Origin of the sequence: Larkinella sp., from assembly GCF_965227735.1 — a bacterium.
Lineage (GTDB): Bacteria > Bacteroidota > Bacteroidia > Cytophagales > Spirosomataceae > Larkinella.
This window is the reverse complement of sequence record NZ_OZ245776.1, coordinates 6,983,866-7,001,278: the sequence shown is the minus strand read 5'-3', so window position 1 is coordinate 7,001,278 and position 17,413 is coordinate 6,983,866. Positions and strand designations below refer to the sequence as shown.

The window sequence follows — 17,413 nt, the reverse complement described above, 5'->3', positions numbered from 1 at the left end:
AAAACCGCTTTCAGCAAATCCGCCGATCTTGCGGTAGTGGCGGCTATGCGGTGCGTTTTTTTCGTACCTTTGCGCTTTCAAATCCAGACCCGATTCAAAGTGTCTTCTATCCTTCGTATTGCATTACAAAAGTCCGGGCGGCTGAGCGAGGACTCGTACCAGTTGTTCAAAGAGTGTGGCATCCGCTTCGACTACGGCACCGGCAAGCTGAAATCCGTTTCATCGAATTTCCCCGCCGAGTTTCTTTTCCTGCGCGACGATGATATTCCGGGTTACGTCGAAGACGGCGTGGCTGATCTGGGCATCGTCGGTGAAAACGTGGCCGTCGAATCGGCCCGCAACATCGACACCGTCCATCGGCTCGGTTTTTCCAAATGCCGCCTGTCGCTTGCCATTCCCCGCGGAAACGAATGGAACGGCATTCAGGACCTGAGCGGCAAAAACATTGCGACTTCCTACCCGCTCATTCTGGGGAATTACCTGCGCGAGCAGAACATTTCGGCGGATATTCACGTCATCAGCGGTTCCGTTGAAATTGCGCCGGGCATCGGGCTGGCCGAAGCCATCTGCGATATTGTCAGTTCCGGCAGTACGCTGTTGAGTAACGGCTTGAAAGAAGTGGAGGTTATTTTCCGCTCCGAAGCCATCCTGATTGCCCGTCCGACGCTGGAGACCGAAAAACAGAGTCTGCTGGACAAACTGCTTTTCCGGATCAAAGCCGTTCAGGCCGCCAAGAACAACAAATACATTGTGCTCAACGCGCCGAACGCGGCCCTGGATCAGATCAAATCGCTGTTGCCGGGCATGAAAAGCCCCACGGTGACGCCCCTGGCGACCGAAGGCTGGAGTTCGGTGCATTCGGTGATCAACGAAAACGATTTCTGGGAAAACATCGAAGCCATCCGTTCCGCCGGAGCGCAGGGCATTCTGGTGATTCCCATCGAAAAAATGATTTATTGATATAGACTTGTCGATTGACCATTGACCATTGACCATTGTCGATTGGCAATGGTCGATCGTCGATCGTCCCTCGTCTCTCATGAAAATCCTTTCTTTTCCTCCGCGCACCGACTGGCCTGCGCTGCTGGCCCGGCCGGTGCAGTCTACCGAAACGATTGAAAAAGCGGTGGCCCCCATTCTGGAACAGGTTCGGAATCAGGGTGATCAGGCGCTGGCGGAACTGTCTTTGAAATTTGACAAAATCGCCTACACCGGTTTGCCCTTCCAGCCCGGCGACCTCGCAGCCGCCGAAAGCCAGCTTTCCGATGAACTGAAAACCGCCATTCAACAGGCGTACCAGAACATCAGGACGTTTCACGAAGCACAGCGGCAACCGGTCGAGAAGATCGAAACCATGCCGGGCGTCACCTGCTGGCGTCGGAGTGTGGGCATTGAGAAGGTTGGATTATACATTCCGGGCGGAACGGCTCCCTTGTTCAGCACGGTTTTGATGCTGGGCATTCCGGCGCAACTGGCGGGATGCAAAGAGATTATCCTCTGTACACCCAGCGATCACCCGGCGATTCTGTATGCCGCCCAACTGGTGGGTGTGACCCAGCTCTTCCGGGTTGGTGGAGCACAGGCCATTGCGGCAATGACTTATGGAACAGCCTCAATCCCGAAAGTCTACAAGATATTTGGACCGGGAAACCAATACGTCACGGCAGCGAAAATGCTGGTCGCGAAGGAAGGCATGGCCATCGACATGCCCGCCGGGCCGTCGGAAGTGGCGGTTTATGCCGACGACACCGCCGTTCCGGCTTTCGTGGCCGCCGATCTGCTGTCGCAGGCCGAACACGGTGCCGACAGCCAGGTGTTGCTGGTATCGACAAGTAAAAAAATGGTGACGACGGTCAATCTGGCGTTAACAACACAACTGGAACGCCTGCCCCGGCGCGACCTGGCCGCCAAAGCCATCGAAAATAGCAAAGCCATTCTTGTTGAAACCCAGCAAGACGCCATCGATCTGCTGAACGACTATGCCGCTGAACACTTGATTTTGAGTATTGAAAACGCCGAAGCCGTGGCCGACCGCATTACCAATGCCGGGTCGATCTTTCTGGGCAATTACACCCCCGAATCCGCGGGTGATTACGCGTCCGGCACGAACCACACTCTGCCGACCAACGGTTTTGCCCGCGCCTACAGTGGGGTTTCGCTCGACAGTTTCGTCAAGAAAATCACCGTACAGCACATTTCATCGGAAGGCATTCGCAACCTCGGACCCACGATTGAGGCCATGGCCGAAGCCGAATCCTTGCTGGCCCACAAGCGCGCCGTGAGTCTGCGGCTGGCGAGTCTGGAATGAGGTTGGCAATAGATTTGTTATATTGCTTAAAATACGAAAAGCATGAGCCAGCTACTGATTGAAATAGATTCCCCAGAAGATGAAGCCATTTTACTGTCACTACTTCCTAAACTGAATGGCAGGGTGCTGGAAAAAAAGGAACACGTAAGGCCCTCACTGAGAGATGTGTTAGAAGAACTTTCCAAAAGTGGAATTGCCGAGAAATATGGTGATCCATCAGAATGGCAACGACAAATCCGTGCCGACCGACCTTTACCTGGACGTGAATGATGATTATTGATACAAATATTGTTATTTATTCTATCCAATCGGAGTTTGGTGTCCTCCGAGACTATCTGGAAATAAACCAACAGAGTCTTCGGGTTTCAATGATTACTAAAATTGAAACATTAGGATATCATAAACTCACCCCAGAAGATCAGAAAAAGTTTGAAGTTTTCTTTCAGATTGTCCCATCTTTTGCCATCAATGATCCGATAATCACCGAAGCCATTCGTTTACGTCAACAGCGCAAACGCTCCTTGGCCGATTCCATCATTGCCGCGACGGCTTTGCTGTATAATTTACCCGTTCTAACGAATAATACCGCCGACTTCGAAGATATATCGGGTTTGCAGGTAATTTCATTACAATCGATTACGTAAGCATTTTTTTTTATTTTATGTTTAACCTCAATACCATCCTCCGCCCCCACATCATCACGCTGACGCCCTACTCCTCCGCCCGCGACGAATACACCGGAAAAGAAGGAATTTTTCTGGACGCCAACGAAAACGCATTCGGATCGACGCTCGATGGATCGACACTCGCTGGGTCGACACTCGACGGGTCGGCTTCGGAGGATCACTATAACCGCTATCCCGACCCGCACCAACTGGCGATCAAGGCCAAACTGGCCCCGATCAAAGGCGTCAGGCCCACGCAGATTTTCATCGGCAACGGCTCCGACGAACCGATCGATCTGCTGGTTCGGGCAACCTGCACACCCGGTTCGGATTCCATCCTGATTCTGCCGCCCACCTATGGGATGTACGAAGTCAGTGCGGCCATCAACGACGTCCAACTGATCAAAGTGCCGCTGACGACTGATTTTCAGATCGACGTCCCGGCGGTTTTGGAGGCCATTCAGCTCCGGACGAAACTGCTGTTCGTCTGTTCGCCCAACAACCCGACCGGTAACCTCATCGACCGGGAAGCAATCATTACGCTGCTCACCCGTTTCAACGGATTGGTGGTGGTCGACGAAGCCTATATCGACTTTTCGGATACCGAATCGTTCACGGCTTTGCTGGATCAGTACCCCAATCTGGTGGTTCTGCAAACCTTCTCGAAAGCCTGGGGGCTGGCGGCCTTGCGGTCGGGCATGTGCTTTGCGTCCGAAGCCCTGATCGAGGTGCTGAATAAAATAAAACCGCCGTATAACGTCAGCGGCCCAACGCAGCAGTTGTTACTGAAAGCACTTAATCAGCTACCAACCAAAGATGCGATGGTGGCCCAAATTCTGGCCCAGCGGGAAGAATTAATTGCGAAACTGCTCAATTTACCGCTGGTTCGTCACGTTTATCCTTCAGACGCCAACTTCATTTTGGTGAAGTTTGACGATCCCAAAGCGGTTTTCGACTACCTCATCGACCAGCAAATTATTGTTCGCGACCGGCATCGGGTTAAACTCTGCGAAGGCTGTTTGCGCATTACCGTCGGAACACCTTCGGAAAACGAACAAGTGCTGGCCATGCTGAAAACGTACGCAAATCGCTTGACTACAACCGTTTAAGTATCAATAAATCGTATGAAAAGAAATTTTTCTCTGCTGATCGTATTGTTGGTTGGCTTGGCAATTAGTCAGCGGGCCACTGCACAAACCAACAACTGGGCCATCGGCTTCCGCATCGGCGAACCGGCTGGCGTCAACATCCGGAAGTATTTCGGTGAAAACCACGCCTTCGACCTGAATGTCGGCACCTACGGCGGTATTTATGGCAACCGGCGCAGTTACCGCAAAGGGATGTACAAGAATGTCGGTTTTACGGTTCAGGGGCATTACCTCTGGCACGGCGGCATTGGCAAATCGGAAACCCTGCATTATTATTTTGGCTTTGGCGGACAACTGAACAGCCGACGGTATTATCCGGATCAGTTTAGCCTCGTGAATGCCTACGACAACACGATTTCGATTGGCGGCTCGGGCGTTGCGGGTCTGGAGTATTTCCTGCCCAACAAACCTTTCTCCGTTTTTCTCGAAACCGGGGCTTACGTCGAAGTGATTCCCGCTCCGTTTTTCATGGGTCTGCAATCCGGATTGGGGATACGACTGAATTTATGACGTTTTGAATGGGAACACGGATTGAACGGATTCTAATTTTAATCTGTGAAAATTCGTTCCATCCGTTTAATCCGCGTTCCCATCAATTATCTTTCCTCTATGTTCAAAATCTTCAGTTCATCGGCTGGATCGGGGAAGACCTATACACTGACCAAAGAATACCTCAAACTGGCGCTGGGGGACCGTTCCCAATCCGGCAAAGGCTTTGAATCCCACCAGTTTAAGAATATTCTGGCGGTGACCTTCACCAACGCGGCAGCGCGGGATATGAAGGACCGGATTCTGGAGCAACTTCGCAAAATCACCTCCGGCGACCTGAACTCCCAGCTTACGGAATTAGCCAGCGAATTACAGCTTGAACCTTCTGAACTGCAAAACCGGGCGCGGCTGACGTTCCACTCCATTCTACACGACTACTCTTCTTTCTCCGTTCTGACCATCGACAGCTTCGTACAGCGCGTCGTGACAGCATTCACCGACGATCTGGAATTGCCGTATAGTTTCGAGGTCGAAATGGATACCGATGCGGTTTTGCAAACGGCCATCGACCGGCTGCTGGAGAAGGTGGGCCAGGAAGATCACCCCTATCTGTCGGAAGCCCTGGAAGAGTTTTACCTTGATAACGCGTCCGACGGAAAAAGCTGGTATAGCCTCGCCGGTACGCTCGCCGATTTCTCCAAAGGCCAGTTGGGCGACCGGAACTACGAGTTCGTGCAGAAACTCAAGGAACTGAATCCCGAAAATTTCCGGACCATTCGGCGCAACCTGCGCGAGAAAAACCGGGAAATTGAGTCGATGATCGAGCAATTGGCTCAGGAAGGGTACCAACTCATTCAGGATGCCGGTATTCCCGAAAAGGCCTTTTATTACGGCGACAAAGGCGTCGGCGCGTATTTCAAGAAGCGAACTTCGCTCTTTTCTTTCCCCGAAGATCCCAATTCCTATGTGCGGAAAGCCATCGACGACGACATCTGGCATTCGGGCAAGAAGAATCTGACACCGGAACAACTTCAGATTGAGGCTATTAAAGAACAACTGCGGGAATATATTCTGCAAATTGAACAACTCCGGCAGGACAGTCTTCTGCGCTACCGGACATTCGGAGCCATCGAACAGCATTTGCAGAAAGTGGCTCTGCTAAAGCAAATCAAACAGGAGTGTGACGATTTGTTGCGCGAGCAAAACCGGATTCACATCTCGGAATTCAACCGCCTGATTGTGAAAGTGGTAACCGAAGAACCAGTTCCCTTCATCTACGAACGACTCGGCGAGAAGTTTCACCACATCCTCATCGATGAGTTTCAGGATACATCAAAACTTCAGTTTGTCAATCTTTTACCGCTAATTGACAATAACTTAGCCTACCAACGGTTTAACCTCGCCGTGGGCGATGCCAAGCAGGCCATCTACCGGTTTCGCGGGGGCGACATGGACCAGATCGTCGCCCTCCACAGCGGCAAACTGGATTCGCTTTTGTCGGCGCACGAAACCAGTGACATGACGGTTGAGCGGTTGTCGGGCCTGCAATACCACCTGCAACCCGACCGGCTGGCCACCAACTGGCGCAGTGCAGAATCCATCGTGGAATTCAACAACCGCTTTTTTCGGTTCATGGCAGATTTCTACGCTGATACGGATTTCCAAAAGGTAACGGAAGTGTTCGATGAGCAATTCCGACAGGCATCGGCCAAAGCGGGTGTACTCGGTCACGTTCAGCTTGATTTTATTGAAAAACCGGACCGGTTTGCGGCAAAAAATGCGGACGTCGATGAGCCGGATTTCAACGCGCAGATGGTAGAGCGAACCCTGCAACTGATTCAGAAAGCCGTGGCCGATGGCTACCAGTATGGCGATGTAGCGGTTTTGTGCCGGTTCAAGAAAAACGCCCGGCGCATTGCCGACTATCTGGAAGCCAACGACATTCCGCTCACCTCAGAAGATTCGCTGACGCTGCAATCGTCGGAACGGGTGCGGTTTCTGGTTTCGCTGCTGCAACTGCTGCACCAGCCCGAAAACCGGATGGTGCGCTACGATATGCTGTTTCTGTACCACCGGCTCATCAACCCCAACCTTCCCGATGCCGCCTGGATGGAGTACATGGACAAGATGGCCAAAGCGGAAGATGAGGAAGATATTTTCGGGCTGGTCTCAAAAATCGACAAGGCCAAACTCGACCCGACGGCTTTACAGCAGCTCAGCATCTATGAATTGTGCGAAAAATTGGCCGATTATTTCGACCTCTACGAAAATGAGCGGGATAGTGCCTATCTGTTCCGGTTCATGGACGAGGTCCTGACCTACAGCAGCCGGTACAGCAGTCACCTGACGGATTTTCTGAAGTATTGGGAAACCGCCCAGGAGAAAGTGTCGGTCAGCACCCCGGCCGATCAGAATGCCGTCACGATCCAGACGATCCACAAATCGAAAGGGCTGGAATACCCCGTCGTTATCATTCCGTATGCCGACTGGTCGTATAAACCGCGTAACAACGAGACCATGTGGGCTGATTTGTGGCCGTTGGGTGAGGTGGACGAACTGACCATTCCGGGTTTGGGACACCAGGAAATCCGGCGGCTGCAAACCGCATCAATCACCATCAAAAAAGACCTGGACGAAACACCCCTGGCGGATCAGTACCAGGACGAACTGTACCGGACGTTTGTCGAGTGCATGAATCTGGTCTATGTGGCCTTCACCCGCCCCACCGACCGGCTGTACATCATCGCGGCCAAGCAGGATTTTTCGCCAACGGCCAAAGACGGCAGCTTTAAAAATGCCAATGGCATCGACTTCTGGCTCTACACCTATCTCACTGATTTGCGGGGCGATCCCATTTGGGAAGAAGGGAAAATGAGCTATCCACTGTGCGATTTTGTAACCCAACCGACCAAACATTCGTTAACCCTAAGTGATTCTTTCGCGGTTTCCGTTGGCAACCGCGAAGGAAACCAACCGCTCCGGCTCCGGCGCATCGAACGGACCATCGACACCTCAGCCTTTGAAAAAAGCCGGGCGTGGCGGCAAAAAGTCTGTACGGCCCTGTCCCTGATTCAGAAACCGGAAGACACTGAACGCGCCATTCGGCGGATGGTGGCCGAGGGGCTTTTGCGGGCGTCGGAACAGGATATGATGTGGTCAGCCTTGCAAACCGTGCTGAATCATCCCGACATCAGTCCACTTTTTGCTCCGGCAAACCGGGCGGATAACAACCGCCGGATTCTGGTCAACACCGGTTTAAACGGAAAACCGCAGCGGAATGGCCCCAACCGGGTGGTCAAGTTTCCGGGAAAAGTGGTTCTGGTGAACTACCTGACGGAAGAGTCCGACGAAAATGATCAGGCCAAAATGCGGTCTTTCATGAAGCTCTATCATCAAATGGGCCATGCCTCAGTGGAAGGCTGGCTGGTGTTCATTCAGAATGGCACGGTTCTTAAATTGACTTAATCAGCTCAACCTATGAAGTATTCTTTTTGGTTTTTATCGGTTCTTTTAGCCACGCAGGCCGCTTTTGCGCAGGAATATCCGATCACCGCCGTTCCGCTTTCCAAGGTCAAAATTCAGTCCGGATTCTGGTATAACCGCCTGGAAGCGGCCCGCAACGTCACCATTCCGCACGCGTTTCATAAAATCGAAGAAACCGGAAAACTCGACAATTTTGCCGTGGCCGGTGGTCTGAAAAAGGGAACGTTCAACGGCATTCGCTTCGATGAATCCGACGTGTATAAGGTCGTGGAAGGAGCCGCCTATACGCTCCAGAACAAGTATGATCCGAAACTTGACCGCTACCTCGACAGCCTGATTACGCTCTTTGCGGCCGCTCAGGAACCCGACGGCTACATTTACACAATCCGGACGATTTTCAAAGACAGCACCGGTTTGAAGGACTGGATTGCCGGCCCAAGCCGGTATTCGTTCGAAAATGGCAGTCACGAACTGTATAATGTGGGGCACCTCTACGAAGCCGCCATCGCCCATTTTCAGGCTACCGGCAAACGTACGCTGCTGGATGTCGCCATCAAGAATGCCAACCACCTTGTCAAAACCATCGGCCCAAAACCGGGACAGATGATCGTGGTGCCGGGCCACGAAGAGACGGAAATCGCCCTCGTTAAATTGTACCGCTTAACCGGTGAAAAAAGCTACCTCGATCTGGCCCGGTTTTTCGTCGACATGCGCGGCCGGGGCGATAAACGGTCGTTGTATCAGGATGCTCACAACCTGGGTCCAACTTATTTTCAGGACCTGAAACCAGTGGTCCAACAAACCGAAGCGGCTGGCCACGCCGTCCGGGCGCAATACTTATATGCGGCCATGACCGATCTGGCGGCCATTCAGCACGACCAGCCGATTCTGGATGCGGTCATGAAAATTTGGGAAGATGCCACGACCCGCAAGCAGTACATTACGGGGGGCGTCGGTGCGCGTGAAAACGGCGAAGCTTTTGACGAACCGTATGTGTTGCCCAACGACGCGGCATATGCCGAAACCTGTGCGGCCACGGCCAATTTGCTCTGGAACCACCGATTGTTTCTGTTGACCGGCGAATCGAAGTACATGGACGTTTTCGAGCGGGTGTTGTATAACGGTTTTCTGGGGGGTGTTTCGATTGAAGGCAACTCGTTTTTTTACGTCAATCCGATGTCATCGAACGGCAAAAAAGACTTCAGCAACGGCGAACCAGCCCGGCGCTCGCCCTGGTTCGGCATCAACTGCTGCCCGAGCAATGTCGCCCGGTTTTTACCGTCGCTGCCGGGTTATATCTACGCCCTTCGCAACAACGAGCTGTATGTTAACCTTTTTGCCGATAGCCAGACGGAGGTGACAATGAACGAGACGCCGGTCACTATTCAGCAGCAATCAAATTATCCCTGGGATGGTGCCATCAAGATGACGGTTTCGCCCAAAAAAGCCGTGGCCTTCCCGCTCCTGATTCGCGTTCCGGGCTGGGCCACCAACCAGCCCATGCCGGGGGATCTGTATCGGTATGCGACGCAAAACGCGCCTTCGATTAAGCTGACAATTAATGGAAAAGTGACACCGGTTTCGGTTGAAAAAGGCTATCTGAAATTGTACAGAACCTGGAAAACCGGTGATGTGCTGACGCTGACATTTGATATGCCGGTTCGTGAAGTTGTCGCAAACGAGAAAGTAAAAGCGACCAAAGGGAAAGTGGCCATCGAGCGGGGGCCGATTGTGTATTGTGCCGAAGGAGTAGACAACAACGGGCAGGCACTTGGCATTACTACTTCTATTAATCAGTCTTTTACGCCAGAATTTCGAAAAGAGTTGCTGGGTGGTGTAACGGTTTTGAAATCGGCGGGAGCAAAACCGGTTACGCTGATTCCGTATTATGCCTGGAACAACCGGGGCGCCACTGAAATGGCAGTTTGGTTTGGTTCAATAAGAAAATAATGGGATTTGAAAAACTGCCGCGCTATTTTCCATATATTAAAATTCGGTCAACTTAGACGTAGCGAATCATGAAAAGTAACGCTCCCGGCGTTACTTTTTTATTTTATTATTTTTCAGAGTCAGTTTACACCAATTCCTTCCTGAAGAAACTTAACAGGAACCGCCTGCGTTGACGGAAAAAACCGCCAAAAATTCGCATGAACGTGATTGTCCAGGAGCCACCCGAATCTCTCCGTATATTCGTTCACAAGTTCTGGCACATCTCGGCGGATCACATCGATCAACAGGACATTTGCCTGCCCGTTTTGCAGTACGAGTTGATGTTCAATTTTTCGGAACACTTTTCGGTCAGCGATCCAAACGACGCGCTGATTGTTCAGGACGAGGAAAACTGGGTTAGCGGGTTGTATACGCGTCCGCAACGAACCGTCACATTGGGCCAGCACGAAACCTTCGGCGTTTTTCTGAAACCCTGGGCCTTGCAGTCGCTGACGGGAATTCCAGCGTCGGAACTCACCAATCAAATCGTTTCGGGGCGTACGGTTTTTTGCCGGTCGATGGATGAACTCAACGGACGGATGCGGGACGCATCAACCGCCGATGAGAAACTGGCATTGCTCGAACGGTTTCTGGTCAAACGCCTGACCGACAAAGACATTCCGGCTTATTTGGTATATGCAGTTGACTTTTTGCAGCGAAGCCACTGGCACGATGGAATCATCAAAGCGCTGGCCCAGGACCTCCGAATCAGCCCGAAATCGCTCACGCTGGCGTTTAAAAAGCACATCGGTATTTCACCCGGACGTTTTTTGCACCTCCGACTGCTCAACGATCTCGCGACCGATTTAGCTCAGAAACCGCATCAGTCGCTCACGGAACTCGCCCACCAGCACGGTTTTTTCGACCAGGCCCACCTCAATCACCTCTTCAAATCCCTGACGAATCTGACTCCGGGCGACTACCGAAACCATGTTCTGGCGGGCGTCATCGACCCCGCATCACCCTGTTACATCCGGGCATCAGCCAATCATGGGTAATTTTTATACAATTCTCCGGTGACGCTATCGTGTACTTTTGCCTCAAAAAACAATTCCAATGAGAAAGGTAATACTGTACATCGCGACGAGTTTAGATAGTTACATTGCCGGACCGAACGGCGAAATCGATTGGTTGTTTACTGAGGGAGAGTTTGGATACGACGCGTTTATGGAAACCGTCGATACGACACTGATGGGGAATGAAACGTACAAATTGATCGATACCTTTCCTGATTTTCCGTATAAGCTTCAGACGAATTATGTCTTTACCCGCCATCCCAACGCTCCCGAAGCACCCTATGTGCAGTTTGTAACAGACGATGTGGTGGCGTTTGTTCAGGATTTGAAACAACAGGCTGGGAAAGACATTTTCCTGGTGGGTGGTGGGCAGATCAACGCCCTTTTACTCGAAGCCGGGCTCATCGACGAACTTCAGGTATTTGTCCATCCGATTATTCTGGGAAAAGGCATTCCGATGTTCCAGCCGACGGAAAAACCGCATCCCTGGCAGTTGGTAGAAACCAAAACCTACGAGCGGGGACTCATGGAGTTACATTATGTAAAAGGCTAAAAACCGGCCGAAATAACGTTTCAATTAGTCTGAAACAAATGAATCATAAATGAAAAATGATGAATGTAAAATGTAAAAGGATTGGCTGGTCCAGCACATTTACATTCGACCTTCATCATTTTTCATTTATGATTTCTATTTAAACCTACTTTACATCCGCTCCGCTTTTTTCTCCAGCACTTTTTCTTCTCTGGCGGCTTCCAGACGCAACTTGCCGTTCTGGCGTTCAAAGACCTTGAAAAGAACCATAAAATAGGCCAGCAAGAGCGGACCGATGACCAGACCTAAAATGCCGAAGATGGGTACCCCCAGCACGATGCCGGTCAAGGTGACAAACGGATGGACATCGCCCATGCGCTTGGCCAGCATGACCCGGAGCAGATTGTCGACGTTGATAATCACCACCGCACCCACCACCAGAATGCCAATTCCGTCGCCGGTATTTCCCTGTGAAAGCATCAAAATACCGGCAGGTCCCCAGACAATGGGCGTTCCGAGAATGGGAATAAAAGCAAAAAAGAAGGCGACCGTTCCCCAAAAAGCTGCGTCGGGCACCCCAAAAATCCAGAGGGTCAATCCGGTTAAAACCGACTGAACCAGAGAAACCAGTGCCTGCCCCAAAATATTGGCATTCACCATGTTTTTAAGGTCTTCTCCCAGCTCGTCGAGCGTGTCGTCTTCGAAAGGCAGGTATTTCCTCAGCCCCTTCAGAAACTTCTCTTCTTCCATGAATATGAAATACAAACCAACGTAGAGCAACCCCAGCGAAATAATAACATCCAGAGTACCACTCAAGATCGAAGGAAATTGCTGACTGGCAAAACCGGCACCCTGCTGTACCAGATTCTTGATATTAGCCTGGTTGGTCAGTTGAATCCCGGTGGCTTTTTCCAGTTTTTCGATCAATTGCAGAATTTGATCCGTATGCTGGCTGTAGTACTGAATCCGGTTGATCAGCAACAGGCTCAGCGCCAGAAACGGCATGATGATCACCACAACCGAAAAAAGGATGAGTAAAATGGTGACTAGCAAGCGGTTCCATTTCCGTTTATGAACCAGATTCGTGAACCAGGGACGAAAAATGACATAAATAATCCCGGAACCCAGGAGGGCAATGGTGTATTGACGCAGTCCGATCAAGATAAAACCGGCAATAATAATCAGACTGACAATTAAAAGAACGCGCTGTTGTTTGGGGGTATAAATGGTGGCCATCGGCGGTTGAAATAGGTAATATATCTAATTAACACCACTCCCCTTGGTTTTTGTTTAGGTAAATTGGAATAAGATCACCTTTGGAATGAATTTCTCTTTCAGTCCAGCCCCACCGACAGCCCATTAGGGAATTATTGGACTCGCAACAGCTTGGCATTAATGGCAACGACAATGGTAGACACACTCATCAGAATGGCTCCCATCGCCGGACTAAGCATAAACGTTGGATACAGAACGCCTGCGGCTAAGGGGATAGCAATTACGTTGTAGCCAACGGCCCAAGCCAGGTTTTGCACCATCTTCCGGTACGTAGCCCGCCCAAAAGTGATCATCCGCACCACATCCATTGGATCGCTGTTGACCAGAATAATATCGGCGGTTTCGGCAGCTACATCCGTACCGGAGCCAATGGCAATGCCCACATCGGCCTGTGCCAATGCTGGCGCATCATTCACCCCGTCGCCGGTCATAGCAACCACCTCTCCTTTCTCCTGAAATGCCCTGACTTTGTCCTGCTTTTCGTGGGGTAAAACATTCGCCAGATACCCATCCATGTGTAGCTTTTTACTGATGGCTTCGGCAATTTTCTCGTTGTCACCCGTCAACAGGAAGGTTTTGATATTCATTTTTTTTAAGTCCGCCACGGCTGCGGCCGCATTTTCCCGGAGACTATCGGCAAACGTGATCAGACCGGCGAGCTTTCCGTCAACCAAAATAAAATTGACGGTATCAGTCGCTTGATCGACTTGGTCGGGAATGGTGGGAACGGGCAGGTTTTCCTGTTTAAAATAAGTGGGGCCGACCGCCATTACTTTTTTTTCGTTTACAATTCCCGTCACCCCGACTCCCGGTAGGTAGGTAAAATTGGTTGAAGGCCACAGGTCCAGCTTCTTTTCTTTCAGTTTTCGGATCACCCCGTGCGCGATGTGGTGTTCGGAATTTTGCTGGATCGCTGCGGCAAATTGCAGGATCTGGTCGTCCGAAAACTGCTTGTCCTGCACGATGATCGCCTGGACTTCATGAGACCCTTTGGTCAATGTTCCGGTTTTATCGAAGATGATCGTGGTAAGATTCCGGGCATTTTCAAACGCCGTTCGGTTTCGGATCAGGAGCCCATGTGTAGCCGAAAGGGTGGTTGAAATCGCAATAACCAGCGGAATCGCAACACCCAAAGCGTGTGGACAGGACGTTACCATCACCGTTACCATGCGTTCCAGCGCAAAGGCCAGGCTTTGACCACCCGTGTACCAAACGACAAATGTCAGGATGCCGACACTGATGGAAATCAACGTAAGCCACTTCGCTACCGTGTCGGCCAGATTCTGGGTATTCGATTTGGCTCCCTGCGCATTCCTGACCATTTTAATTACTTTTTGCAAATACGTATCGTCACCGGTGTCGGTGACCTGGATTTTCAGAACCCCGTCCGTATTGATTCCCCCGCCGATGACCTTACCCGCTTTCTGTTTCTGCACCGGAACACTTTCACCGGTTAGCATACTTTCATTCACATACGACGTCCCTTCCAGAATCAGCCCGTCGGCCGGAATCTTTTCTCCCGGTTTTACCAACAACACATCGCCGGTGTGCAGGTCTTTCAAAGCAATGTCGATTACCTGATTGCCTCTCTCCACATGGACGATTGAAGGCAACAATGCCACCAGGGATTCCAGCGCGCGCGAAGCCGCCATCTGGGATTTCATTTCTAGCCAGTGTCCAAGCAACATGATGTCGATCAGGGTAGCCAGCTCCCAAAAGAAATCCATGCCTTCCAGGCCAAAAACCACCGCCACACTGTATCCGTAGGCCGTCGTAATCGCTACGGCCACCAGCGTCATCATCCCCAGGTTTTTGTTTTTAAGTTCCCCGACCAGGCCCGTCAGAAAAGGCCATCCGCCATAAAAATACAGGAAGCTGCTCAGGACCATGAGCACATACGTATCTCCGGAAAACCGCCAATGGAATCCCGCCCAGTGCTGGATCATGGGCGACAACAAAAGGACGGGAACGGTGACAACCAGACATACCCAGAAACGCTTCAGGAAATCACCGGTGTGGTGACCAGCGTGTTTGTCATGACCGGCATGGTCGTCCATGGGTTTGGCGGAATGCGCATGCAAAGTCGTTTCCTTTTGCATGTCGTGATGATGCTCGTGGTGATGTTCCATCTTCTTTCGGTTTATGAAAGCCCTGTCCGCGGTCAATAATTCAGAGTAACCCCTACCCCAAATCCCATATCGCTGTCGTAATGGGCCGACATGCCACTGTTTTTCGTGAGAATATACCGAAGTCCGGCCATATATTCCTTATCGGTGTTCACCATCAGACTCATTCGCAGGCGTTTGGAAACCGGAATATCCATCCGTTCCAGTTGAAAGCGAACATTGCCGTCGGTAAAAACTTCGGCTTGGGCTACCACCAGCATCGGCAAGGTGTAGTTAATCCCGGCACTGAAAACCGCTCGTTTGTCTTTGGTATTTCGCTGACCGAACAGATTGCGCTCGACTTCGTCAATCCCCATTTTTCGATACCGCCAGTCGAAACCGATGAAGGGCATCAACCACTGCATTTTGCCCAGGTAGCGTCCGATGTGGGTTTCGGTTTCATAGCCATGATGGTCGTTGTAGCCCAGTCGCCATTCGGCGCCAACACTCCAGCGGGTATTTTGCAACATCGCTTGCCCATCGTTTCCGTTGGTAGCAAAATCATTTTCGGCCATGAAATGAAATTCCCGGTCGTCGGAAAATAGTTTGCGCCGGGCTAGTTTCGGGTTGGGAATTTCCGGATTGGGAGGAGAGTTTTCGTAGGAAAAAACCCGACCCATTCCGCTCATCATGTGGTATAGAATATGACAATGGAAAAACCAGTCGCCACTTTCGGTGGCGGCAAACTCGAGGGTGTCGGTTTCCATCGGCATGATGTCGATGACGTTTTTCAGCGGAGCCTGTTCCCCCTGCCCATTGAGCACTCTGAAATCGTGACCATGCAGATGCATCGGGTGGCGCATCATGGAATTGTTGTAAATCACCATTCGAACAGTTTCCCCTTTTCTGATCCGGATTTTGTCCGTTTCAGACACCACCCGGTTATCCAGACTCCAGACGTACCGGTTCATGTTTCCCGTCAGCACAAACCGCAGTTCCCTGACCAGTGCCTTGCCGGGGAGAGACGTTTTAACCGGCGATTTGAGCATTGCATAATTCAGGGTGGTAATCGTCGATAACGCATTGCTGTTGTAGCGGTTCTGATGGGCATATTCATCTTCTGTGTTCATCCCATCCATTTGTCCCCGTTTCCGGACCAGGTTGCCCTTGGAAGACCCGGTAATTTCCGGATACATGACCACGTTCATATCCATCTGATTGAGGCTCATGTTCATGCCCATATCATCCAGATCGCCGTTCATTTTCATCATGCCGTTCATCATTTTCATTCCCTCGAAATAGTTCAATCTCGGCAGGGGCGATGCGAGTTGTTTCACGCCTTCACCAAGGTACAACGAGGCCGAGCGAGTCCGGTCTTCGGAGGTTACCAGAAATTCATACGCCGTTGGGCGGGAGTCGGCATTTCCCGAAGGAATGGTAACGATGACGTCGTAGGTTTCGGAAACGGCAATAATCAACCGGTCGACTTCCACGGGCTCCACCTCGTTGCCATCGTTGGCTACCACCGTCATTTTTCCACCCGCATAGGTAAGCCAGAAATACGTGGAGGCTCCCCCGTTCGAAATCCGCAAACGCACCCGGTCACCGGCTTTGAACTGCGAAAGCTGGCTTTCGTTTTTTCCGTTAATTAAAAATTGGTGGTAGTAGACATCGCTGACATCCATGGCGTTCATCCGCTTCCACTCATTGACTACTTTAGTCTTAAAATAGCTCTGCCTGATCGCTTCCGAATAGCTTTGTGTCGTCCCCTTTTTGATGGCAAACCAATCACTGGCATTGTGCAGCAGCCGGTGAACATTGTTGGGGTTCATATCCGTCCACTCACTCAGCATGACCGGAACCGTGGGAATAACCGGCTCTTTTTTCTTATGGAGAATCATAGAGCCATACATGCCGAGTTGTTCCTGCAAACCGGTGTGGCTGTGGTACCAGTGGGTGCCGCTCTGAATAATGGGAAACCGGTACAAATGGGTCGTGTGGGGCTTGATCGGCATTTGGGTCATATTGGGAACACCGTCGTACCGGTTGGGCAAAAACAGCCCGTGCCAGTGCAGGGAAGTCTCCTCATGCAACTCATTATGCACGTAAATTTCGGCTGTGTCGCCCTCGGTGAAGGTGAGCGTCGGCATCGGGATTTGCCCGTTCACGGCAATGGCCCTTTTGGGCTTCCCGGTAAAATTGACGGTTGTATCCTTCACGTACAGGTCGTACCGCACTACTTTTTGAGCCGATGCCGGGCGAAAGGCAAGCAGAAACAGGCTGAAGGCGAGAAGCAGCCTTTCAGCCTGTTTTTTACCAAAATCCATCGTATGTTTTCTGTAAAGGAGGAAAGAAAAGGGCTGTTCCAATTCCACTGTGTTGTCGCTCATTCGCGGCAGTGCA

The 17,413-nt window shown here is 51.2% G+C and carries 13 protein-coding genes; 10 read left to right on the top strand and 3 right to left on the bottom strand.

What is annotated here, in order from left to right:
- Nucleotides 1-99: 99 nt before the first annotated feature.
- From hisG to ACO064_RS27515, 10 genes are all read left to right on the top strand, one after another.
- Nucleotides 100-960: an ATP phosphoribosyltransferase gene (hisG, locus tag ACO064_RS27560; protein ID WP_421830410.1), complete on the top strand. Its 861-nt coding sequence runs from the start codon at nt 100-102 to the stop codon at nt 958-960.
- A gap of 79 nt (nt 961-1,039) precedes the next feature.
- Entirely contained in the window at nt 1,040-2,308 is a 1,269-nt protein-coding gene (hisD, locus tag ACO064_RS27555; protein ID WP_421830409.1) for a histidinol dehydrogenase, read from the top strand.
- Nucleotides 2,309-2,350: 42 nt separating this feature from the next.
- On the top strand, nt 2,351-2,578 hold the full coding sequence (locus ACO064_RS27550; protein ID WP_421830408.1) for a hypothetical protein: 228 nt from the start codon (nt 2,351-2,353) through the stop codon (nt 2,576-2,578).
- Entirely contained in the window at nt 2,575-2,952 is a 378-nt protein-coding gene (locus tag ACO064_RS27545) for a type II toxin-antitoxin system VapC family toxin (protein WP_421830407.1), read from the top strand. The genes ACO064_RS27550 and ACO064_RS27545 overlap by 4 nt, the downstream gene beginning before the upstream one ends.
- 17 nt (nt 2,953-2,969) lie before the next feature.
- Nucleotides 2,970-4,082: a histidinol-phosphate transaminase gene (hisC, locus tag ACO064_RS27540; protein ID WP_421830406.1), complete on the top strand. Its 1,113-nt coding sequence runs from the start codon at nt 2,970-2,972 to the stop codon at nt 4,080-4,082.
- 15 nt (nt 4,083-4,097) lie between these two features.
- Complete coding sequence (locus ACO064_RS27535) at nt 4,098-4,631, top strand: hypothetical protein (RefSeq protein ID WP_421830405.1); 534 nt, start codon at nt 4,098-4,100, stop codon at nt 4,629-4,631.
- A gap of 99 nt (nt 4,632-4,730) precedes the next feature.
- A complete protein-coding gene (locus tag ACO064_RS27530) occupies nt 4,731-8,075 on the top strand; it encodes a UvrD-helicase domain-containing protein (protein WP_421830404.1) in 3,345 nt (1,114 codons plus the stop codon).
- A gap of 12 nt (nt 8,076-8,087) precedes the next feature.
- On the top strand, nt 8,088-10,043 hold the full coding sequence (locus tag ACO064_RS27525; RefSeq protein WP_421830403.1) for a glycoside hydrolase family 127 protein: 1,956 nt from the start codon (nt 8,088-8,090) through the stop codon (nt 10,041-10,043).
- Between the two features lie 197 nt (nt 10,044-10,240).
- Nucleotides 10,241-11,080: a helix-turn-helix domain-containing protein gene (locus tag ACO064_RS27520; protein ID WP_421830402.1), complete on the top strand. Its 840-nt coding sequence runs from the start codon at nt 10,241-10,243 to the stop codon at nt 11,078-11,080.
- A gap of 58 nt (nt 11,081-11,138) precedes the next feature.
- The gene (locus ACO064_RS27515) at nt 11,139-11,651 is read left to right on the top strand and encodes a dihydrofolate reductase family protein (RefSeq protein WP_421830401.1); all 513 of its coding nucleotides are present in this window, start codon (nt 11,139-11,141) and stop codon (nt 11,649-11,651) included.
- A 150-nt stretch (nt 11,652-11,801) separates the two neighbouring features.
- Here the strand turns inward: ACO064_RS27515 and ACO064_RS27510 are convergent, their stop codons facing one another.
- The 3 genes from ACO064_RS27510 to ACO064_RS27500 all read right to left on the bottom strand — a co-directional run bounded on the left by ACO064_RS27510 (nt 11,802) and on the right by ACO064_RS27500 (nt 17,337).
- Nucleotides 11,802-12,866, bottom strand: coding sequence for an AI-2E family transporter (locus ACO064_RS27510; protein WP_421830400.1), 1,065 nt, complete (start codon nt 12,864-12,866; stop codon nt 11,802-11,804).
- A gap of 131 nt (nt 12,867-12,997) precedes the next feature.
- Nucleotides 12,998-15,034, bottom strand: a complete 2,037-nt coding sequence (locus ACO064_RS27505) for a copper-translocating P-type ATPase (RefSeq protein ID WP_421830399.1) — start codon at nt 15,032-15,034, stop codon at nt 12,998-13,000.
- 32 nt (nt 15,035-15,066) lie between these two features.
- Nucleotides 15,067-17,337, bottom strand: coding sequence for a multicopper oxidase domain-containing protein (locus ACO064_RS27500; RefSeq protein ID WP_421830398.1), 2,271 nt, complete (start codon nt 17,335-17,337; stop codon nt 15,067-15,069).
- Nucleotides 17,338-17,413 lie beyond the last annotated feature (76 nt).